General features: G+C 60.2%; 18 protein-coding genes and 3 tRNA genes. 9 read left to right on the plus strand and 12 right to left on the minus strand.

The window, feature by feature from the left end; all coding sequences use genetic code 11:
- The 6 genes from ACT5M9_RS04140 (at position 1) to ACT5M9_RS04165 (ending at position 6,733) form a co-directional block, all read left to right on the plus strand.
- On the plus strand, positions 1–132 hold the full coding sequence (locus tag ACT5M9_RS04140) for a GpE family phage tail protein (RefSeq protein WP_457981483.1): 132 nt from the start codon (positions 1–3) through the stop codon (positions 130–132).
- Positions 129–2,588, plus strand: a complete 2,460-nt coding sequence (locus ACT5M9_RS04145) for a phage tail tape measure protein (protein ID WP_457981481.1) — start codon at positions 129–131, stop codon at positions 2,586–2,588. The genes ACT5M9_RS04140 and ACT5M9_RS04145 overlap by 4 nt, the downstream gene beginning before the upstream one ends.
- 12 nt (positions 2,589–2,600) lie before the next feature.
- Positions 2,601–3,092 carry a phage tail protein gene (locus ACT5M9_RS04150; RefSeq protein ID WP_457981479.1) on the plus strand — a complete coding sequence of 164 codons (492 nt, stop codon included), beginning with the start codon at positions 2,601–2,603 and terminating at the stop codon, positions 3,090–3,092.
- Positions 3,092–4,252, plus strand: coding sequence for a phage late control D family tail protein (locus tag ACT5M9_RS04155; protein WP_457981477.1), 1,161 nt, complete (start codon positions 3,092–3,094; stop codon positions 4,250–4,252). The genes ACT5M9_RS04150 and ACT5M9_RS04155 overlap by 1 nt, the downstream gene beginning before the upstream one ends.
- Positions 4,253–4,850: 598 nt before the next feature.
- Positions 4,851–5,450, plus strand: coding sequence for a Rha family transcriptional regulator (locus ACT5M9_RS04160; protein ID WP_457981475.1), 600 nt, complete (start codon positions 4,851–4,853; stop codon positions 5,448–5,450).
- A gap of 110 nt (positions 5,451–5,560) precedes the next feature.
- Complete coding sequence (locus tag ACT5M9_RS04165; RefSeq protein ID WP_457981473.1) at positions 5,561–6,733, plus strand: hypothetical protein; 1,173 nt, start codon at positions 5,561–5,563, stop codon at positions 6,731–6,733.
- Positions 6,734–6,954: 221 nt separating this feature from the next.
- Here the strand turns inward: ACT5M9_RS04165 and ACT5M9_RS04170 are convergent.
- The 11 genes from ACT5M9_RS04170 to ACT5M9_RS04220 form a co-directional block, all read right to left on the minus strand.
- Positions 6,955–7,041 (minus strand) — tRNA-Leu (locus ACT5M9_RS04170).
- A 40-nt stretch (positions 7,042–7,081) separates the two neighbouring features.
- Positions 7,082–7,155, minus strand: a tRNA-Cys gene (locus ACT5M9_RS04175).
- A 35-nt stretch (positions 7,156–7,190) separates the two neighbouring features.
- A tRNA-Gly gene (locus ACT5M9_RS04180) sits at positions 7,191–7,266 on the minus strand.
- 181 nt (positions 7,267–7,447) lie between these two features.
- A complete protein-coding gene (gene pgsA, locus ACT5M9_RS04185; RefSeq protein WP_438548959.1) occupies positions 7,448–8,002 on the minus strand; it encodes a CDP-diacylglycerol--glycerol-3-phosphate 3-phosphatidyltransferase in 555 nt (184 codons plus the stop codon).
- A 250-nt stretch (positions 8,003–8,252) separates the two neighbouring features.
- On the minus strand, positions 8,253–10,103 hold the full coding sequence (uvrC, locus tag ACT5M9_RS04190; protein ID WP_457981472.1) for an excinuclease ABC subunit UvrC: 1,851 nt from the start codon (positions 10,101–10,103) through the stop codon (positions 8,253–8,255).
- A 252-nt stretch (positions 10,104–10,355) separates the two neighbouring features.
- Positions 10,356–11,000, minus strand: a complete 645-nt coding sequence (gene uvrY / locus ACT5M9_RS04195) for a UvrY/SirA/GacA family response regulator transcription factor (protein WP_011706579.1) — start codon at positions 10,998–11,000, stop codon at positions 10,356–10,358.
- A gap of 210 nt (positions 11,001–11,210) precedes the next feature.
- The gene (gene kdsB, locus ACT5M9_RS04200) at positions 11,211–11,972 is read right to left on the minus strand and encodes a 3-deoxy-manno-octulosonate cytidylyltransferase (protein WP_457981470.1); all 762 of its coding nucleotides are present in this window, start codon (positions 11,970–11,972) and stop codon (positions 11,211–11,213) included.
- A complete protein-coding gene (locus ACT5M9_RS04205) occupies positions 11,969–12,157 on the minus strand; it encodes a Trm112 family protein (RefSeq protein ID WP_457981468.1) in 189 nt (62 codons plus the stop codon). The genes kdsB and ACT5M9_RS04205 overlap by 4 nt, the downstream gene beginning before the upstream one ends.
- 206 nt (positions 12,158–12,363) lie before the next feature.
- On the minus strand, positions 12,364–13,344 hold the full coding sequence (gene lpxK, locus ACT5M9_RS04210) for a tetraacyldisaccharide 4'-kinase (RefSeq protein ID WP_457981466.1): 981 nt from the start codon (positions 13,342–13,344) through the stop codon (positions 12,364–12,366).
- Positions 13,344–15,119 (minus strand): lipid A ABC transporter ATP-binding protein/permease MsbA, encoded by a 1,776-nt coding sequence (gene msbA, locus ACT5M9_RS04215; RefSeq protein ID WP_457981464.1) that lies wholly within the window; start codon positions 15,117–15,119, stop codon positions 13,344–13,346. Before msbA ends, lpxK begins: the two co-directional genes overlap by 1 nt.
- A gap of 192 nt (positions 15,120–15,311) precedes the next feature.
- Positions 15,312–17,525, minus strand: coding sequence for a DNA internalization-related competence protein ComEC/Rec2 (locus tag ACT5M9_RS04220; protein ID WP_457981666.1), 2,214 nt, complete (start codon positions 17,523–17,525; stop codon positions 15,312–15,314).
- 28 nt (positions 17,526–17,553) lie between these two features.
- On the opposite strand from ACT5M9_RS04220, the gene ACT5M9_RS04225 reads away from it, so the two are divergent.
- The 3 genes from ACT5M9_RS04225 (at position 17,554) to ACT5M9_RS04235 (ending at position 20,232) form a co-directional block, all read left to right on the plus strand.
- A complete protein-coding gene (locus tag ACT5M9_RS04225; RefSeq protein ID WP_457981462.1) occupies positions 17,554–18,072 on the plus strand; it encodes a DUF2062 domain-containing protein in 519 nt (172 codons plus the stop codon).
- Positions 18,066–18,572 carry a DUF2062 domain-containing protein gene (locus ACT5M9_RS04230; protein ID WP_457981460.1) on the plus strand — a complete coding sequence of 169 codons (507 nt, stop codon included), beginning with the start codon at positions 18,066–18,068 and terminating at the stop codon, positions 18,570–18,572. The genes ACT5M9_RS04225 and ACT5M9_RS04230 overlap by 7 nt, the downstream gene beginning before the upstream one ends.
- 133 nt (positions 18,573–18,705) lie before the next feature.
- Positions 18,706–20,232 carry a helicase HerA-like domain-containing protein gene (locus ACT5M9_RS04235; RefSeq protein WP_457981458.1) on the plus strand — a complete coding sequence of 509 codons (1,527 nt, stop codon included), beginning with the start codon at positions 18,706–18,708 and terminating at the stop codon, positions 20,230–20,232.
- 101 nt (positions 20,233–20,333) lie between these two features.
- Here the strand turns inward: ACT5M9_RS04235 and ACT5M9_RS04240 are convergent, their stop codons facing one another.
- Positions 20,334–21,524, minus strand: a complete 1,191-nt coding sequence (locus ACT5M9_RS04240; RefSeq protein WP_457981456.1) for an amino acid aminotransferase — start codon at positions 21,522–21,524, stop codon at positions 20,334–20,336.
- Positions 21,525–21,565: the final 41 nt, after the last annotated feature.

The following is a 21,565-nucleotide window of genomic DNA, read 5'->3' on the forward strand; positions in this document are numbered from 1 at the left end:
ATGGCAGAGATTGCCATCATCGCCCACTGGCCGCCGTCCGACATGGCGGCCATGGAAATCAGCGAGCTGATGGGCTGGCACCAACGCCTCGTTGAGACCCACAACCGCATCAACGGGGCAATCGATCAATGAACCCACTCAAACTTCAAATCCTGCTCGGGGCGGTCGACAAGCTCACCGCCCCCCTCAAAGCAGTCAGCGGCCAAAGCCGCACGACCGCTCAAGACCTACTCGTCACCAAGAAGCGCATCAAAGAGCTGGAAACCCAGAGCGGTCAGATTGACGGCTATCGCACCTTGGGCCGCCAGATTGGCGCCACCCGCGCCCAGCTTACCCAAGCCCAGCGTGACGCCCAGCAGATGGCCCAGCAGTTCGCCAAGGTAGAGCAGCCGACTAAGGCCATGACCCGCGCCATGGAACAGGCCAAGCAGAAGGTGCGCGATCTCTCCCAGCAAGAGCGTGAAATGGTCGCCCGCCACGGCAGCCTGAAACGGGCCATGAGCGAGGCCGGCATCAACACCAAGCAACTGGGGGATCACCAGCGCCGCCTCAAGACTGACCTGGCTGCAGCTAACGGCCAGCTCGACCAGCAACGCGCCAAGCTGGGCCAACTGGCTGACCAGCAAAAGCGCCTCAACCAGGTGAAAGCCAGCTACCGCCAGACCCAGGAGCTGCGTGGCCAGATGGCCGGCCACGGCGCTACCGCCATTGCAGCCGGTACCGCCATCGGCATGCCGGTTTACAGTGCCATCAAGGAGTATTCCAGCTTCGAGGATGCCATGAAGGGGGTGGCCAAGCAGGTAGATGGCGCTAGAACCGATGGCGGCGAGCTGACATCCGTCTACTACGACATGGCCAAAGAGATAAAGGCCATTGCAGAAGAGATCCCCCAGCTCAACGGCGCAATCGACATCGCCGCCCTGGTCGAAGGCGGCGCTCGTATGGGGGTGCAAGGCCAAGAGAACCTGCTCAAATTCGCCAGAACGTCAGCCAAGGCGGCAACCGCCTTTGAACTACCGGCCGGTCAGCTCGCCGAAGACATGGGGAAAATTGCCAACCTCTACAAGATCCCCATCAACAACATCGAACAGCTCGGCGATGCCATCAACTACCTCGATGACAATGCTCAGTCCAAGGGCGCAGACATCATCGATGTATTACAACGCATGGGGGGCGTGGCCGACAAACTCGATTACAAGAAAGCGGCCGCACTGGGCTCAACCTTCCTCAGTCTGGGAGCTGCACCAGAAATCGCCGCCAGTGCCTCCAACGCCATGGTGCGCGAGCTCTCCATCGCCACCATGCAAAGCAAGCGCTTCCAGGCCGGTATGCAGGCGATTGGCCTGAAATCGACTGACGTGGAGAAAGCCATGGTCACCGACACCATGGGCACCATCACCACGGTGCTAGAGAAAATAAAAAAGCTCAAAGCAGAAGACCAACTTAGGGTCACCACCCAGATTTTCGGTAAGGAGTACGGCAAAGACGCGGCCAAGCTCTCCAACAACCTGGATGAACTCTATCGCCAGCTGAAACTGGTGAACGCCGAGAAGTCGAGGGGGTCGATGCAACGTGAGTCAGACATCGACAAAGACTCGCTTTCATCCCAGTGGCTGATCCTGCAGGCCGGGATAAAGAACGTGAAGGCAGACTTGGGCGAGCTGCTGCGCGGCTCCCTAATGGACATCATCACATTCACCAAAGAGATCATCGCCGGTACCCGCAACTGGGTTGAAGCAAACCCCGCGCTGGCCAACACCCTGGTCAGGATCGCGGCCGTGACATCTATCATCGCCATTGCACTTGGCGGATTGTCGTTGACCATTGCCGCCCTGCTTGGCCCCCTGGCCATCATGAAACTCATATTTGGGGTGCTGGGGGTTACCTTTGGCGGCATGCTGGGTGCGATAGGTGCACTCCTTGCCCCATTGGCGGCCCTTGCCGCGCTGGGGATTGCCATCATCAAGTTTTGGCAGCCCATCAGCGCATTTTTCAGCGGACTTTGGCAGGGCATCATGACCGGGCTCGCACCTGTCTTTGATGCCTTCAAGCCGTTCACACCGTTATTCGATGGCATCGGATCCAGCATCAAGGCGCTCTCTGGCTGGTTTGGCGATCTACTCGAACCCATCCAGTTTTCCAAGGAAACACTGGAAGGGTTCGGCAACGCCGGCCAGTTCGTCGGCCGTATCCTGGGCGAGGCCTTCAATCTGGCCCTGACACCGCTCAAGGCCTTCCTGAAAGGGATCGAATGGCTGCTCGAATCGCTGGGCATTTTGGAAGCCAAGAAGCTGCCTGCATTCCAGATGCAGGCACCCACTGCGTCGACTCCAGGTTATCTGAACGGCAACTACAACCAGCCCTCATTGGCTGGCGGCTACAGCTACGGCCCACGCATCGTGCAGATCCCAAAACCGGTTGCGGCCAGAGGGGCATCGTCAACCACCCAGATCAACGCCCCTATCAATATCGTGCAGCAACCGGGGCAATCCGCAGCGGATGTAGCGCAAGAGGTGAGCCGCGAGCTGGACCGGCGCGAACGGCAAGCCGCTGCCCGTAGCCGCGCCACGCTGGGCGATCGCAACTAAGGAGCAACCACCATGATGATGACCCTGGGCTGGTTCGTGTTTCAGCGCTCGACCGTTGCCCCTCAATCCCAGCAAGACGAATGGGCATGGCGCCACCCAGGTAACAACCGGGTCGGCGCACGCCCAGCTTACCAATTCCTCGGCCCTGACGATGAAACCAGCACCCTGAGCGGGGTGCTCTACTCAGAGTTGACCGGCGGCCCGGTGTCACTCGACATGCTGCGCCAGATGGGCGACAGCGGTGTAGCCTTCCCCCTGATCCAGGGCGATAGCGTGATGCGCGGCTCGTTCGTGATAGAGGGCATCAGCACCACCCGAACCGAGTTTTTCAGCGATGGCGCAGCCCGCAAGATAGAGTTCAGCATCAAGCTCAAACGGGTCGATGACAACGACAGCACGCTGGGCAACACCCTGCTGGGGCGCACCGCTGGCAACCTGCTCGGCCGCTTGGGGGTAGGCAAACTCATGGGCAGCATCGGCGGCAAGCTGGGGGGGATCCTCTGATGGGGGCACTCGACCAGTTCGGCAACCGCCTGGCCGAGAATCTCGGCATCACCAGCTCGCTCGATGCCCTGCGACAAGGCCACCCGGTGCCGGCCTACCAGGTGCTGGTCGATGGCAAAGACATCTCGGCCACCATCCGCCCGCGCCTGATGTCGATGACCATCACCGACAACCGGGGATTCACTGCCGACACCATCGAGATCACCCTCGATGACAGCGACGGTCAGCTTGATATGCCACGCCGTGGGGCCACCCTGCGCGCCTTCATCGGCTGGCAAGGCAGCGCCCTGGTCGATAAGGGAACCTATAAAATTGACGAAGTGGAACACGGCGGCGCCCCGGATGTGCTCACCATCCGGGGCAAATCAGCAGATCTGCGCGGTGGCATGAACAGATTGCGCGAGCGCAGCTGGCACCAGACCACCGTCAGCAGGATCGTTGACCAGGTCGCTGCCCCCTACGGGCTTGCTCCCTGCGTGGGTGACTCACTCAAGGGCCAGATGATCGACCACATCGACCAGACCAACGAAAGCGATCTGGCCTTCCTCACCCGCCTGGCTGGCCAGTGCGATGCCATCGCCACCGTCAAATCTGGCCGCCTGATGTTCATCAAGGCAGGCCAGGGTACCACCGCAAAGGGCCAGCCGCTGCCAGCCATCACCATCACCCGCCAAGATGGCGATCAGCACCGCTTCTCAGTGGCAGACCGCGACTCCTACACCGGCGTGACGGCCTACTGGCAAGACAACAAGGCCGCCGAGAAAAAGAAAGTCGAGGTGAAGCGCAAGAGAAAGACCAAGCCGAAACCAGAACGGCCATTGCCACCAGGCGTCGTGGTCAACAAGAAAGAGAACGAGCTGCTGGTCGGCAGCAGCGAGAACGTCAAGGAGCTGCGCCACGTCTACGCCAACCAGGCCAACGCCATGCGGGCGGCCAGGGCTGAGTGGGAACGGATCCAGCGCGGGGTTGCCGAGTTCGACATCACCCTGGCCAAGGGCCGGCCAGAACTCTACCCCGAACAACCCACCACCGTCAGGGGGTTCAAGCCCCAGATCGACGAGGCAGACTGGCTGCTCACCCAGGTAGTGCACGACCTCACCAATCAGGGCTACACCAACCGCGTACAACTTGAAGTGAAGCTGGAAGAACTACCAGAATGAAAAATGGCGGCAGAGCTAACGCTCTGTCGCCTAATTGGTGATGATTGGTGTCACACCTCACGCTGGCTGGTTATAAGATCGTAACAGTCTGAGGTATGACACCATTTTCTCCTGTAACTCAAGCCAACTCTAGGGTTCACGATTTAGCATCATCCGATGTTTTGGCAATTATGACCCTCATTCCAGCCACATATCTCTAGTGTTTATGCCCTTTCAAAACAACCATCCCCTGCCCTGATTGAAATCTGTACCTTTTGAGTCATCTGATGTGTGCGAATCACCCTTTGGGTGAACCGTGGGTGAGTGTTGGGGTTGATTGGTGGGGGTTGGTTGCGCGATACTGCGCTGGCAGCGGCAAAATCCGTTGCCGGGATTGAGACCCCGTAGCATTCCAAGCGCACAACACGCGCCATGCGTGTTTTTTTGTGCGGCCCAGTAGTACCCGTAATTTCAGTTATGACGGGCTGGGCAGGGCAGCCTCACGGCTGGCCGGTTTCCTTGGATGCCCGGTAGTCTCAACCCTGTTCAGCTCGTCACCAGTCGAGATTGAGACCTCAATGGTGGCGATTCAACTGCATCGCATCCGAGGGCTCTTACCATGAACACCATCACCAGTTTTACTCCTACCGACCTGATCACCCTGTACCACGGCCAACCCATGACCACCTCCCTCAAGGTGGCCGAAGTCTTTGGCAAACTGCACAAGAACGTGCTGCGCAAGATTGAATCTCTGGATTGCTCACCCGAGTTCAACGAGCTCAATTTTGAGCCCGTTGAATATCTGGATGAAAAAGGCGAGACCCGGAAGGCTTGGAACATGACCAAGGACGGTTTCATCTTTCTGGTGATGGGCTTCACCGGCAAACTGGCCGCCCGGTTTAAAGAGACCTACATCAGAGCCTTCAACTGGATGGCCGAGCAACTGAGCCAACAAGTGCCTCAGAGCATCCGCATCCCTGCCCCCAGTGGCAGCGACGGCACTTACTGCGGCCGCCTGCTGGTCAGCGTGGAGTTTGATCGCATCACCGGCTGCCGCCCACTGCCGGACGATGCCTTTATTGCCACTCCAGCCACCCTCAGCGGCCACCTGCACGAAAACTGGGCAATCACCAACGAACAACTGCGCTCCGTCGCCGAAACCTGCCTGTATCGTCTGACCAAACGAGCGGTTCAATCTTCCATCCCCCTCACTCGGTGATAGCGACCGACCACTCATTTTTAGACATTGGGATAAAATAATATAATTAAGGGCCTATGAGGGCCTTTAATTTTTCAATATGATAAAATCTTCATTTTTCTTCGTATAATATGGGTGAGCAAATGGTTCTTTTTTCCAATGAAAATAATATAACGACTGTTCGCGAGGCTTACGATTCACTATCTAATATCATAACAACTACAGACAACAAGGACTTTCAACATAAAATTATAGATAACTTTCTAACAATGCTTGGAGCTATTACTGCCAACCCAAAATTCTGGGATGAACATGCAAGTTATAGCATTGAAATTCTTGGAGAACGGTTCATTACCCTTCTAAAAACACTTAAACACTCAAAAGAAGAAAAAATAATACAGCTTGAATTAATGTATTCAATGTGCTTTAGGTTTCTTTATGAAGGTTTCTTATCTACAGAGACCGATTTTGACCACGATCTTTTAGCAGTAATTAACTTCACTAAAAGCAACATAAGTAACTTTAGCGAAAATGCAAAATCAGGTATAACTTTCTCTATTAGAGATTTACCATCATATTTATTTAAATCGTTACTGAATAAGCCTGCGATAAAATCACTTGGCAACATAGGCGAAACAATTAGGCAAGCCGAGGATTTAACTAATAATTGGAATAAAACTCTACAAGAAAAAACTGACGAAGCCAATCAGCTAAAATTATCCATCGAGAAATATAAAGATGCTTTCAATTTTGTAGGTCTACATGATGGATTTAATTCACTTTACCAACAAAAGAAAAAAGAAAGAAATAACTTAATTGGCATGATGGTTTTATCTATTGTTCTTATCATGGCACCTTTAGTTTACAAAATGCTTCCCACGTTTAAGCAAGAACAGCAACTATCTAGCTTTAGTTATGTATTCGCTTTAAGTACCAGTACAAATAAAGTCATAGATAACACAGTGAGCAAAAATGCGCCCAGCGATATCTCTAACACAATAATTTCTCTGCTTCCCACGGTCTCTTATATTGCAATTTTACTTTATCTCTTTAGAGTACTACTTTTTAACTATAAATCTGTCTGTGCTCAACTATTGCAAATCGAGCTAAGAATGACTCTGTGCAGATTTATTATGCATTACTCTGAGTATGCAGCTAAAATAAGATCAAAAAGCGACATTACACTAGAAAGATTCGAAAGTGTAATTTTCGCAGGCCTTGTATCCAACGAAGGCGACTTACCTGCCACTTTTGATGGAATAGACCAACTAACAGCGCTATTCAAATCAGTAAAAACTAACTAGTTAGATTCTTAGAATACTCCCTCTGCCAGTGTGTCCAACCTAGATACGCTGGCAGCGTCAGTACCTGTAGCCATGGCCTAAGCAACCGACACCTATACGAGAATGACGAACTGATCAGCCCCCCCCTATACATCAACAATCGCTGTCGCCACTCTGTCGCCATTCGGCTAAAAATAAAAAGGCCACTATCGCTAGTGGCCTTCGTAAGTCTTTGATTTTAATGGTGCCTGAGGCCGGAATCGAACCGGCACGCCGCGAACGGCGAGGGATTTTAAATCCCTTGTGTCTACCGATTTCACCACTCAGGCACCGCAATCGGTATCAAGTCCGCGGGCGGGCTTGTCAATATGGAGGCACGTTCCGGAGTCGAACCGGACTAAACGGATTTGCAATCCGCTGCATAACCGCTTTGCTAACGCGCCATGCAAAAGAGAGTGAACTCTCTATTGTCTGAATTTGGAGCGGGAAACGAGACTCGAACTCGCGACCCCGACCTTGGCAAGGTCGTGCTCTACCAACTGAGCTATTCCCGCATCGGTCTGGCTGATTGCCTGACTACGAGGACGCATTCTAGCGATGTTCCTCGCTCAGTCAACCAAAAACATTTAATACGCTGATCGTTCGGGCATTTTTTGCCCTTTCCCCGTACTTTTGCCCCTCATCACCGTTTCCTGGCACCAAGGGCCGGGAAACGGTGCTTTGTGAGGAGACCAACTAGAAGCGGGAGTGGTAGCTCAGATCGCCCCAGGCGGCCTTCATATACTGGAACATGGACCAGAAGGTGAGCACGGTCGCCACATAGAGCAGCAGGTAGGCGAGCCACACCATCCAGATGTCGTATTGCCAGATGAGGCCAGTAAGCGACACCATCTGGATCATGGTCTTCCACTTGCCGATCCAGCTGACCGCCACCGAGGAGCGCTTGCCGAGCTCCGCCATCCACTCACGCAGGGCGGAGATGATGATCTCGCGGCCGATCATGGTCATGGCGGGGATGGTGACCCAGATGGTGTTGTAGTGCTCGACGATGACCACCAGGGCCGCGGCCACCATGATCTTGTCGGCGACGGGATCCAAGAAGGCGCCGAAGGCGGTGGACTGGTTCAGCTTGCGGGCGAGATAGCCGTCGAACCAGTCGGTCGCCGCCGCCAGGATGAAGACGATGGCGGCCGCCACATAGGCCCACTGATAGGGAAGGTAGAACAGGATGACGAAGACGGGGATGAGCAAAATCCGAAAAAACGTCAGCAGGTTAGGAATATTTGTCATTATTTTCAGCCACTTCTTGTATGCCGCTACATGGTAGCCCCAAGCCGATTGCCGATGCAACCGGGCGGTGCCCGTCTTGGTCTATGGATCCGTCAATAACCTCAGGATGCCGGTTATTATGGCATTGGCGAGCCCCCGGCGTCACGGCCCTTGTATACCGATGACGGGGCTTTACCGTATTCCATCCAGCTCAGCCCCGTGCCACACATCCCGGTCGGCCGGGCTGATGCACAGAGGCGACCCCGCCCCCTCAAAGGGAATGCAGGGCATCGTGGATGGACTGGGCCAGCTCCTGGCTGATGCCGGGTACCTTGGCGAGTTCGTCCACCCCCGCCTTCTTCACCTCCTGCAGGCCCCCCAGGTACTTGAGCAGGGCCTGCCGGCGCTTGGGCCCTACCCCCGGGATATCTTCCAGGGTGCTGGTGGTGCGGGCCTTGGCGCGCCGTGCCCGGTGGCCCGTGATGGCAAAACGGTGGGATTCATCGCGAATGTGCTGGATGAGGTGCAAGGCGGGCATATCCGCCGGCAGGTGCAGCTCTTCGTGGCTATCCCCCAGGATCAGGGTCTCCAGCCCCGCCTTGCGGGTCACCCCCTTGGCGATACCTACCAGCAGCGGGTATTTACCGCCGAGAAACTCCAGCTGGCGGGCCAGGATCTCCTCCGCCCGGCGCAGCTGACCGAGGCCGCCGTCGATAAAGAGCACGTCCGGCACCTTGTCCGGCTCCTGCTGCTTGCCGAAGCGGCGCTCCAGCGCCTGCTCCATGGCGGCGTAATCATCCCCACCGGTGATGCCGTCGATATTGAAGCGGCGGTATTCGGAGCTGAGCGGCCCCTCCCGATTGAACACCACGCAGGAGGCGACTGTGCGCTCCCCCATGGTGTGGGAGATGTCGAAACATTCCATGCGGGCGATGGGGGCCTCGAGCTCCAGCAGCTCCTCCAGCTGGGTGAAACGGGCTGTAGTAGTGCTCTTGTGGGCGAGACGGGAGCGCAGGGCCGTCTCGGCGTTGATGGCGGCGAGCTTGATAAAGCGCGCCCGTTCACTGCGAGTGCGACTCTGCACCCGCACCTTGTAGCCGGCGGTCTGGCTCAGGGTCTGGGCGATGACCTCTTCGTCTTCCAACGCCACATCCAGCAGCACCTCGCTTGGGATCTGCCTGCCCCCCTGCCCCGACAGGTAGAACTGCAGCAGGAAGGATTGCACCACCTCGTCCAGCGGCGTATCCGCCGGCACCTTGGGAAAGTAGCTGCGCGAGCCCAGCACCTTGCCCTGTCGAATGAAGAGCACATGGATGCAGGCGGTGCCCTGATCGAAGGCCACCCCCACCACGTCCAGCTCGTCCAGCACGTTGCCGCTCACCGACTGCTGCTCGGTGACCCGACGCAGGGCCTGGATCTGATCCCGGTAGCGGGCCGCCTCCTCGAAGCGCAGATCGCCGCTGGCGGACTCCATCTTGCCCACCAATTCGCCTATCACCTGCTGGTTCTTGCCCGCAAGGAACAACTTGGCCAGCTCCACCTGCTGGGCGTACTCAGCCTCGCTCACCAGACCCGCCACACAGGGGCCGGCGCAACGCTTGAGCTGATAGAGCAGGCAGGGACGGGTGCGGTTCGCGTAGACGGCATCCTCGCACTGGCGCACCGGGAAGATCTTCTGCATCAGATGCAGGCTCTCACGCACCGCACCGCCGGAGGGATAAGGACCGAAGTAATCGCCCTTGATCTTGCGGGCGCCGCGGTGCACACCGATACGGGGATGACGATGGCCGGTGATGATGATCCAGGGATAGGACTTGTCGTCCCGCAGCAGCACGTTGTAGCGCGGCTGGTACTGCTTGATGAGGTTGTGCTCGAGGATCAGCGCCTCTGTCTCTGTGTGGGTTACCGTCACCTGGATGTCTGCTATCTGGCGCACCAGGGTACGGGTCTTGATGCTGTCCACATTGGTGCGAAAGTAGGAGGCGAGCCGCTTCTTGAGATCCTTGGCCTTGCCCACATAGATGACGGTTCCGCCGCTGTCGTACATGCGATAGACGCCGCTCTGGTTCGTTACCGCACTCAGAAACGCCTTGCTGTCGAAGAGAGGTTCAGATATCGGCATGATGACCCCCGCGATAGACGTCGATATGCTGGTTCGTCACCGCACTGAGGAAGGCTTTGCTGTCGAAAAGGGGCTCGGAAGAAGAAAGGGTCATCGGCGACTCGACTCGGGACAAGGATTCACGGGGGATCATACTGCGCCCCGCCACTGGAACGCAAAGGCCTCGGAACGGTCCCGGCTGCAGAGGTACCAGGCTAGGCGCACCAAGCAAAAAGGCGGCCCGGGCCGCCTTCGTCAACACACCACACCCGGTTAGAGGGTGTCGGCATCCAGCATTCCGTAGCGAATGGCCAGATGGGTCAGCTCCACGTCGCCATTGATGTTGAGCTTGCTGAACAGCCGGTAGCGGTAGCTGTTGACCGTCTTCGGGCTCAGGTTGAGCTGCTCGGAGATGTCGGTCACCTTCTGCCCCTTGGTGATCATCATCATGATCTGCAGCTCGCGCTCGGAGAGGGACTTGAAGGGGTTCTCGTCCGCCGAGGCAAACTGGCTCAGGGCCATCTGCTGGGCGATCTCCGGGGAGATGTAACGCTGACCGGAATGCACCAGGCGGATGGCGTGGATCATCTCGTCCGGGGCGGCCCCCTTGGTGAGATAACCGGCGGCGCCCGCCTGCATCACCTTGGTCGGGAACGGGTTTTCTGAATGAATGGTCAGCACTATGATGCGCACATCGGGCCGGATCCGCAGGATCTTGCGGGTCGCCTCCAGGCCGCCGATGCCCGGCATGTTCATGTCCATCAGGATCACGTCTGGGTGATGCTGTCGGCAGAAGGTCACGGCCGTCTCGCCGCTCTGTGCCTCGCCCACCACCTTGATCCCGCGGACATCTTCCAAAATGCGTCTTATCCCTGTACGCACCAACTCATGATCATCGACCAGGAATACATTAATCACCCATACACCCCGTTTCTTATGTCGTTATATGCCAGTTAGGGTTAACACGGCGTCTTGCATCATAACCAAACTCGGTGATTTGGCAAACCATGGCCGGTAAAAGTTTGAACCTCTCCACCAATGCCGTTTTAAATCAACTAATTATATAAAGTTTCAACCAAAAAACGGCGCCCTGGGGCGCCGTCTCGAGTCAAACTGCTGTTACGCGTATCAAGGGGCCAGCAGGGCACGCACCTTGTCCAGATCCCGCTGGGTATCCACCCCGACGGGCGGGGCCTCCAGCGCCTGGGCGACATGGATCTTCTCCCCGTACCAGAGCACTCTCAGCTGCTCCAGCGCCTCGATCTGCTCGAGCGCGCTCGGCGCCCAATCCACGTAACGCTGGATGAAACCGGCACGATAGGCATAGATGCCGATGTGGCGCTGATAATGGGCGCCGATCTGCGCCTGAGTCTGGGCGAAGCGGTCCCTGTCCCAAGGAATGGAAGCGCGGCTGAAGTAGAGGGCATAGCCATCCTTGTCGGTCACCACCTTCACCGCATTGGGGTTGAACGCCTCTTCGGCGTCCTGGATCGGCACCGACAGAGTCGCCATGGGGGCCGTGGCAGCGGCCAGGTTGTCCGCAACCTGACGAATGATGGCGGGGGGGATGAGGGGCTCATCCCCCTGCACGTTGACGATGATGGTTTCGGCGGTGAAGCCGTAGTGACGGCACACCTCAGCCAGACGTTCGGTGCCGGACTGATGATCCTTCGATGTCATGCACACCTCGGCCCCCGTCTCTCGGGCAACCGCTGCCAGTGCGCTTTGCACCCGTACATCGTCGGTGGCGACGATCACCCGATCCGCGCCGGACTGCAGGGCTTTTTCCACCACGTGCTGCACCATGGGCTTGCCATGGATGTCCGCCAGCGGCTTGCCCGGCAGCCGGGTCGAGGCGTAACGGGCCGGGATGACGACGACGAAGCTCATGGGTTCAGCTCTTCCAGAGGCAGGTGGCGGGCGCGGTTCTCCAGCAGCACAGGGATCCCCTCCTCCAGCGGATAAGCCAGCTTGTCGAAGCGGCAGACCAGCTCATGGGCGGCCTTGTTGTAGTGCAGCTTCCCCTTGCAGACCGGGCAGGCAATGATGTCGAGCAATTTAATATCCAGTGCCACAACGAAACTCCTTTAACGATTTCGGACAGGCGATACCGGCACGGATGCCGGGTAATCCAATAGACATGTCCGGCTTCGATGAGGAGGTGCCTTCAACAGCACAAGCCTTACCTTCACGCCGGACATCTCGGTATATTTAGCTTGATGGGCCGACAGGGCGGTCATTACACAAGGTAAATCTCGCCCCTACAGCACAAACGCATTGTTTATTTATCCGCATTAGCACGTGACTCTGCCAACGAGGCCAGCAGAGTGTCCAGCAAGGAAGCCGGCAGCTCGGCACTGACCGGCAGATACCACCAGTTGTCCGGCGCGAAGGCCCGGCACTTGACCGCGTCCTTCTCTGTCATCAGCAAGGTGCGATCGGCGAAGCGAGCCAGCAGCTCGGCGCTGTCGAACGCCTGATGATCCGCGTAGCCGACGCTCTGCTTGAGCTCGTAGCCAAGGCTGGTGAGGGTCCCAAAGAAACGGGGGGGATGGCCGATCCCCGCCATCGCATCGACTTCACGCGGCAAGGGCTCAGAGGCCAGCACGTCATCCCGCACTCGGCGCGGCGCATCCGCCACCAGCGCCATGGGATACTCTCCCCTGGCCGGGACGCCGCCATTGCAGAGGATGGCATCCACCCGCTTCAAGCGGGTCATGGGCTCGCGCAGCGGCCCCATGGGCAGCAGGCAGCCATTGCCGAAGCGGCGCACGCCGTCCACCACCACCAGTTCCAGATCCCGGGCCAGGGCATAGTGCTGCAGGCCATCGTCGGTGATGATGATGTCCACCTCAGGCTCCAATAGCTGCACCGCATCGGCGCGCTTGGGGGCCACCACCACAGGGCAGCCGCAGCGCCGGGCGATGAGCACGGGCTCATCCCCCGCCTCGGCGGTGGTGCTCTGCGCATCGAGCCGATAGGGATAATGGGGCGCCTTGCCGCCATACCCACGGCTCACCACCCCGGGCTTGAAGCCGCGGGCCTGCAACTGCTCCACCAGCCAGACCACCACAGGGGTCTTGCCGTTGCCGCCGACCGAGATATTCCCGACGACGATGACAGGCACGCTGGCACGGTAGGCCTTGAACCAGCCGCGACGATAACCATAGCGGCGCACGCCGCTGATAAGGGCAAACAAGAGGGCGAAGGGGGCTAGCAACCAGCGCCAGCCACTCTTCTCGTACCAGAGCCGCTCCAGCATCAGGCCTGCTGGCTCGCGGCGGGTTGGCTGGCACCGAACTGGATGGCGCGCAGCTGGGCATAAGTGCCCTGCTGGCTCATCAGTTCGCTATGGTTGCCACGCTCGACGATATGACCCTCGTCGATGACCAGGATCTCGTCCGCCTTCTCGATGGTGGAGAGGCGGTGGGCGATGACTAGCGAGGTACGCGCCTTGCAGAGCTCATCGATGGCGGCCTGGATGTGGCGCTCGGACTCGGTATCCAGGGCCGAGGTGGCTTCGTCCAGCAGCAAGACGGGGGCGTCCCGCAGCAGGGCGCGGGCGATGGCGATGCGCTGGCGCTGACCACCGGACAGGGAGGCCCCGTTCTCACCGATGACGGTGTCATAGCCTTCCGGCATCTTGCGCACGAACTCGTCCGCGTGGGCGATGCGGGCCGCATGCTGGATCTCGTCACGGCTGTAGCGATCCGCCGCCGCGTAGGCGATGTTGTTGGCCACGGTATCGTTGAACAGGTGTACGTGCTGGGAGACCAGGGCGTACTGCTTGCGCAGCTCGCTCAACTTGTATTCGCGGATGTTGACCCCGTCCAGCAGGATCTCCCCCTGCTCGATGTCGTAGAAACGGGTCAGCAGGCTGGCGATGGTGCTCTTGCCGGAGCCCGAACGCCCCACCAGGGCCACGGACTTGCCCGCCTCGACCTTGAAGCTGACGTTGTGCAGCGCCGGGGTCTCCTTGGTCGGGTAAGTGAAGGTGACGTTGCGGAACTCGATCTCGCCGCGGGCCCGCTCCAGGGTGCGGGTGCCGGTGTCCTCTTCCGGGGTGGAGTCGAGCAGCCCGAACAGGCTCTGACAGGCGGTGATGCCACGCTGGAACTGGTTGTTCACGTCGGTCAGACTCTTGAGCGGCTTGAGCAGCATCATCATGGAGGTGACCATGACGGTGAAGGTGCCCGCGGTCAGGGTCGCCTTGACGCTGTCGATGGTCGCCACGTAGAGGAAGACTGCCAGGGCCACTGAGGCCACCATCTGCACGATGGGGCTGCCGATGGCATCCGCCGCCACCATCTTCATGGTCTGCTGGCGCATGCGGTTGCTGACGGAGAAGAAGCGCTTGTCCTCCACCTGCTGGCCGCCAAACATCAGCACCTCTTTATGGCCCTTGAGCATCTGCTCGGTGGAGGTGGTGATATCCCCCACCGCCTGCTGGATGTGGCGGCTGATCTTGCGAAAACGTCGGCTGATGAGGCCGATGAGGATGCCCACCACGGGGCCCACCACCAGGAAGATCACCGACAGCTGCCAGGAGTGATAGAACATCAGGCCGAGCAGGCCGATGACGGTGGCCCCTTCCCGCACCAGGGAGACCAGGGTCGAGCTCGCGGCAGAGGAGACCTGACCGGCGTCATAGGTCACCTTGGAAAGCAGGTTGCCGGTGTTCTGGCGGTCGAAGAAACTCATGGGCATGGCCATCAGGTGGCTGAACACCTGCTGCTGCAGCCGCATCACCACATGGTTGCCGACCCAGGCCATGCAGTAGTTGGAGAGGAAGGCGGCACAACCGCGCAGGGCGACGATGCCGAGCACGAAGAAGGGCATCCACTTGAGGACGCTGCTGTCGTCGCCGTTGAGCCCCTGATCGATGAGCGGCTTGATGGAATAGACGAAGGTGGTATCCACGGCTGCATAGCCCAGCATGCCGATGATGCCGCCAACCAGTCCCAGCTTGCGATCCCGGACATAACCGAGCAGGCGCTTGAAGACGGGCCAGCTCTCTTGTGAGGTTTCTTGTTGCATGAATAGCCGTAATTGAAGGAAATGACGGAGTATTCTAGCCAAAGCGCAGCCTTACACCAAGCGTCGCCATCACGCACCGGGATGACAACAAGGGGAAATGACGGATTCATGCCCAAGCCAAAGCGCAGCCTCACACCAAACACCGCCATCACGTACAGCGATGACAACAAGGGAAATGACGGCTTGGGGGCCTCACCAGTCCCAGAGCTTGGGTTGCCACCAGTCACCGTTTCGCCGATACCAGGGTCCCCCTTCCCGCTCGGCCAGGATGCGCAGCCCAGTCCCCTCTGCCTCCACCAGGATGGCGCCATCCTGCCCCGTCACCCACTGACGCGCGTCTTCGTATCTCGCCACCACCTCGGGTCTGGGAAACTGCCACTGGTTCATGAAGCCCGCGCTATGAACGACAAGGGTCGGGCTGACCGCCGCCACGAACGCCGGAGTCGAGGAGGTACGGCTGCCGTGATGGGGGCTAACCAGCAGGGTGCTGGCGAGCCCCCTTCCCTCCCCATCCTCTTCCTCCAGGGCCACCAGCCGGCGCTCGGCCCCCTTCTCGATATCGGCGGCGAGCAGGATACGGATTCGGCCATCGCTTATCTGCAACACGCAACCATCGTTGTTGTGGCCCGCCCCCGGCCGCTCTGGCCAGAGCACCGCAAAATCTAGCCCCTGCCACTGCCAGCGCTGACCCCGTCGGCACAGCCGGGTATCCCGGCTGAACGGGAAGGAAGAGATCTCACTGCGCACCGGCAGGGCCTGTAGCAAGGCGAGGCGGTTGCCCGCGTGATCCTTGTCCTTGTGGCTGATGATGAGGGCATCCAGCACCCGTATGCCGAGCCGGTTGAGCACCGGCAAGATGGCGGCGTCCGCCATGTTGTAGCCGCCGGGGTAGCGATCCCCTGTGTCATACAGGATGCCCCGCTCCCCGCGAGTGATGAGCACGGAAAGTCCCTGCCCCACATCCAGCACCCGCAACTGCCAGGGGCTGGGCGCGGGCCATGCCGCCAACAGCAGGCTTGCCCCCACCGGCAGCAGCAGGTAACGACCACCCGGCAGGCGCCAACTCCCCCACAGCAGGATGAGCAGCAAACTGGCTGGCATCAGCCAGCCGGGCACAGGCCACCAGAGTTGCAGATGACTGGCCAACAGCTCGAGCCCCCACATGACCCCATCCAGCCCCCAGGAAGAGAGCCAAAACAGGCCGTGAGCCAGGGCGGTAGAGAGCGGCGCCACCAACACGCCGATAAGCGCGAGCGGAATGATGCCGATGCAAAACAGCGGCAAGGCCAGCAGATTGAGCAGCAGCGCTAGGGGCGCCATGCCCTCGAACAGCAACAGTTGTAGCGGTAGCAGGCCCAGTAGCAGCAGGATCTGCAGCCGCACAAGCCCGGGTTTCGCCGCCAGATGGCTCGCCAGCAGCAAGAGCGCCACCGCGAGGAAAGAGAGCCAGAAGCCCGCCGAATAGAGAGCGAAGGGATCCCACAGGCACAGCACCACGAAGGCCCACAGCCAGACGCGATGACTGGGCCAATCCCGTTTGCGCCAGCGCAGCAGGCTCCAGACCGCCACCATGATGAGGGCCCGCTCGGTCGCCACCGCAAATCCCGCCAGGGCGCTGTAGGTCGCGGCAAACAGCAGGGAGACTAGGATGGCGCCACGCAGGCCAAACAGGCGCCCCAGCCACCAACCGAGCACGGCCACCAGAGCGATGTGCTGACCCGAGATGGCGATGATGTGAGTCAGGCCGCTGCCGCGAAACAGCTCCCACTGGGCATCCGTGATCCCGCCTTGTTCTCCAAAGGTCAGCGCCGCCAGCAGGGGGGCCTGAGCCAGTCCTTTCCAGGCGAGGCTGGCATCGGCCAGCCAGCGCGCCCGCCAACCCGGGGCGACCGCGTCCATCGCCACCACCCGGCGCAGGTTGCCGGTGGCGGTGATCCCCTTGCCGAGCAGCAGTCGTCGTCCATCCAGCCCCGCCTCGTTGGCCAGCCCGTGCGCCGGCTTGAGGGTACTCACCAGGGTGATCTGGCTGCCGGCAGGCAGATCAGGCAACGCCTGGTAGGCGTTGATGCGAATAAGGGGAGAAGGTCGGATGCTCACGTCATCCAGCGTCTCCAGGCGCAGCAGCAAGCGGACAAATTTCTCACCCTGAGGTTCTGTACTTTGCACCCGTGCGGTTATCATGTGGGTTGTCTGCTCCTCCAGCCTGTCGAGCCAGGCCAGCCGGTATTGCAGACTGGCCTGCATCCAAAGCATGCCAAGCAGCAGGAACAGCCAGGGCCAATGACGCCCATGGGCCAGCCAGAGGGCGAGTACCAGCAGCAGGGCACCCCATGCAACCGAGGGGAGCCAGGGCCAGAGCAGGGAGGAGCTTGCCCCTAGGGCAAACGACAACAGACGCAGATCCATTGAGCAAGTATTTAGCAAGGTTTCAAACATGCCCAAACAACTCATCAAACGCTGGCTACCCGATCAAGAGAAGCTCAAGGAGCACAAGCATTTACGACTGTTTGGCAAGCTGCTGCTCGATGCCAATCTCTGGCACCTCAACCGCCGCTCCGCCGCCGGTGCCTTCGCGGTCGGCCTCTTCATGGCCTGGATCCCGCTCCCCTGCCAGATGTTGCTGGCCGCCGGGGGCGCCATCGCCTTTCGGGTCAACCTGCCCCTCTCGGTAGCCCTGGTCTGGCTCTCCAACCCCTTCACCATGCCGCCGCTCTTCTACGGCGCCTATCTGGTGGGCTGTCACCTGCTGGGTCAGCCCTATCAACATATCGAGATCGAGTTCACCTGGGCCTGGCTGGTCTCGGTGTTCGAGACCCTGGCCCCGCCCCTGCTGCTGGGATCGCTCGTGCTCGCCCTGCTGAGCTCCCTGCTCGGTTACGCCTTTATCCGCACCTTCTGGCGCATCAATACCGTGCGCCAATGGCAGAAACGCAAGGTGGCGCGGGCATGCTGAAGCAGTGGGTTGCCCGCCTGAAACTGGATCCCGAGACCCTGCGCCAGCAAAAATGGTTTGCCCTGTTCGGGGAACGGCTGCTCGCCCCGGGCCTGTGGCAGGGTGGGCGCCGCGCCCTCTGCGGCGCCATCGCCTCCGGCATCTTCGCTAGCTGGGTCCCCATGCCCATGCACTCCCTGGTCGCGGTGGCGCTGGCCCTCGCCTTCAGTTTCAACCTGCCGCTGGCCCTGCTGGCGGTCTGGTTCAACAACCCACTGACCCTGCCCTTCATGTATCTGTGGGCCTATCGCACCGGCTGTCTGGTGTTGCATCAGACTCCCGAGCCCTTCCATCTCACCTGGTCTTTGCACTGGCTGGAGCACGAGGCGGCCACCCTGGTGCCCCCCTTCCTGCTCGGCAGCCTGCTGCTCGCCATGATCACGGCCGCCGCCGGGGCTCTGCTCACCCTGCTGCTGCTGCAACTGGGCCGTCTCGGCAAGGGTCATCCCCAGCGCCCTTGAGCCCTTAACTGTCGAGGCGAATGAATGACATAAGGGAGGCCGGTACGGGGCCTTCCCTTGCCATCATCTGGCTCTGCCACCACACTCCTATCAGCCTGTTTCCTCTTTGGTCGACTGCGATAAGGAGCCCTCCATGGCCGAACCACTGACCCTCGCCTACACCAATGGCCAGCCCATCAGCCTGCTGCCCGCGCTGGCCAATCGCCACGGTCTCATCACGGGTGCCACGGGGACCGGCAAGACTGTGACCCTGCAGGTGATGGCGGAGGGGTTCTCCCGCATCGGGGTGCCGGTGTTTCTCGCGGATGTGAAAGGGGATCTCGCCGGGCTGGGTGCCCCAGGTGCCCCTTCCACCAAGCTCGATGCCCGCCTGGCCCAGCTCGGGATCCCCGCCCCCCTGTTTGCCGCCAGCCCGACCCTCTTCTGGGATCTCTTTGCCGAACAGGGCCATCCGGTGCGAGCCACCGTCTCCGACATGGGCCCCCTGCTGCTGGCCCGATTGCTCGGTCTGAACGATACCCAGAGCGGGGTGCTGGAGCTGGTGTTCAAGGTGGCGGACGACGAGGGGCTGCTGCTGCTCGATCTGAAAGACCTGCGGGCCATGGTGCAGTTCGTGGGGGAGAATGCCAAGTTCCTCACCACCCGCTACGGCAATGTCTCCACCGCCTCCGTCGGCGCCATCCTGCGCAACCTGCTCACCCTGGAGAGCGCCGGTGGGGATCACTTCTTCGGCGAGCCCATGCTGGATATCCAGGATCTGCTGCAGACCGATCAGGCAGGCCACGGCCATATCAATGTACTGGCCGCCGCCAAACTGACCCAGTCCAGCCGGCTCTATGCCTGCTTCCTGCTCTGGCTGCTCTCCGAGCTGTTCGAGCAACTGCCCGAGGTGGGGGATCCGGAGAAACCCGTGCTGGTGTTCTTCTTCGACGAGGCCCACCTCCTGTTCAACGACGCCCCCAAGGCATTGTTGGAGAAGATCGAGCTGGTGGTGCGCCTCATCCGCTCCAAGGGGGTCGGCGTCTATTTCGTGACCCAGAGTCCGGCCGACATCCCGGACACCGTGCTGGGGCAGCTTGGCAACCGGGTGCAGCACGCCCTGCGTGCCTTCACCCCGAGCGATCAGAAGGCGGTGCGGATCGCCGCCAACACCCTGAGGGCCAACCCGGCGTTTGACGCCGCCGGCGTCATCACCGAGCTCGGGGTCGGCGAGGCCCTCATCTCCCTGCTCGATGAGAAGGGGCGCCCCAGCGTGGTGGAGCGGGCCTTCATCGCCCCGCCGGCGAGCCGTATCGGGCCGCTGACGGAGACCGAGCGTCAGGCCCAGATCCTGGGCTCGCTGCTGCACGGCCGCTATGAGCAGACAGAGGATCGGGAGTCCGCCTTCGAGCGGCTCAAGGGAAATGGGGCTAAAGGGGAAGAGGCGCCGGATGGGAGATCAAGCGGTTCCCCGACCCAGGGGAACCAGCCTGCGGGCGGTGGTCTGCTCGATGCCCTCAACGGCATGCTGTTCGGCCGCACCGGCCCCCGCGGCGGCCAGCACGACGGCGTGGTGCAGACCGCCGCCAAGAGCGTGGCCCGCACCCTGGGCAACGAGGTGGGGCGCCAGCTGATCCGCGGCGTGCTGGGATCCCTGCTGGGGGGCAAGGGGCGTCGCTGAAATCAAGTGACAGAGTGATGCGATAAGAAATGAAAAAGCCCGCCAAATCTGGCGGGCTTTTTGTCAGCATTCAACATCAATCCAGGTGTGCAGGCTCTCGCTTACAGTACCTTGGCGATGGCGTCGCACAGCGGATCTATGTTGGCGCGGGTGATCCCGGCCACGCTGATCCGGCCGGAGCCGACGATATAGATGGCAAACTCGCTCTTGAGGCGCTCCACCTGATCCTTGGAGAGGCCGGAGAAGGAGAACATGCCGTTCTGCTCGCGGATGAAGCCAAAGTCCTGGGCGACACCGCGCTCGGCGAGCTTGGCCACCAGCAACTCACGCATCTCACGAATGCGCACCCGCATGGCGGTCACCTCTTCCACCCACTCGGCGTAGAGCGCCGGATCGCTGACGATGGCGGTCACCACGGCGGCGCCGTGTGACGGCGGGTTGGAATAGTTGGCACGGATGACGGTCTTCACCTGGGTGAAGGCCACGTCGGCCACGGCCTTGTTCGCGCTCACCAGGGTGAAGGCGCCGACCCGCTCGTTGTAGAGGCCGAAGTTCTTGGAGAAGGAGCTCGCCACCAGCAACTCGTCGTGGCACTCGGCGAAGATCCGCAGACCTTGCGCATCCTCCTCGATACCCCGGGCGAAGCCCTGATAGGCGAAGTCAAACAGCGGCAGCCAGCCGGCGGCCGCACTCTGTTTGGCGAGGGCCTGCCACTGCTCGGTAGTCGGATCGATACCGGTCGGGTTGTGACAGCAGCCGTGCAGCAGCACCAGATCGCCGGCCTGCACCTCGGAGAGCGACGCCTGCATGGCGGCGAAATCCAGCCCCTTGGTGGCGGCGTCGTAGTATTTGTACCATTTAACGGAGAGACCCGCGGCCTGGAACACGCTGACGTGGTTGGCCCAGGTGGGATCGGAGATCCAGATGGTCCTGGCCAGTCCGTTGCGCACCACGAACTCGGCGGCGATGCGCAGGGCCCCGGTACCGCCCGGCGCCTGCGCCGTCTTGGCACGGCCGCTCGCGATCAGGGCGGCATCCTGCCCGAACAGCAGTTGCTGCACGATGCGGGCATATTCGATATTGCCCTCGATGCCGAGGTAATTCTTGGTCTTCTCGTCACTGAGCAGCTTCTGCTCGGCTTGCTTCACGCAGTGCAGTATGGGGGTGGCACCGGATTCATCCTTGTAGATCCCGACCCCCAGATTGATCTTGTGGCTGCGAGTGTCGGCACGGAAAGCTTCGGTCAGGCCCAGGATAGGATCCGCTGGGGCGGCAACAACCTTTTCAAACATGGTAGTCCCTGTATTCCATTGAATGTGTTGGGTGGCAGGCG

Source organism: Aeromonas sp. AE23HZ002T15 (assembly GCF_054165525.2).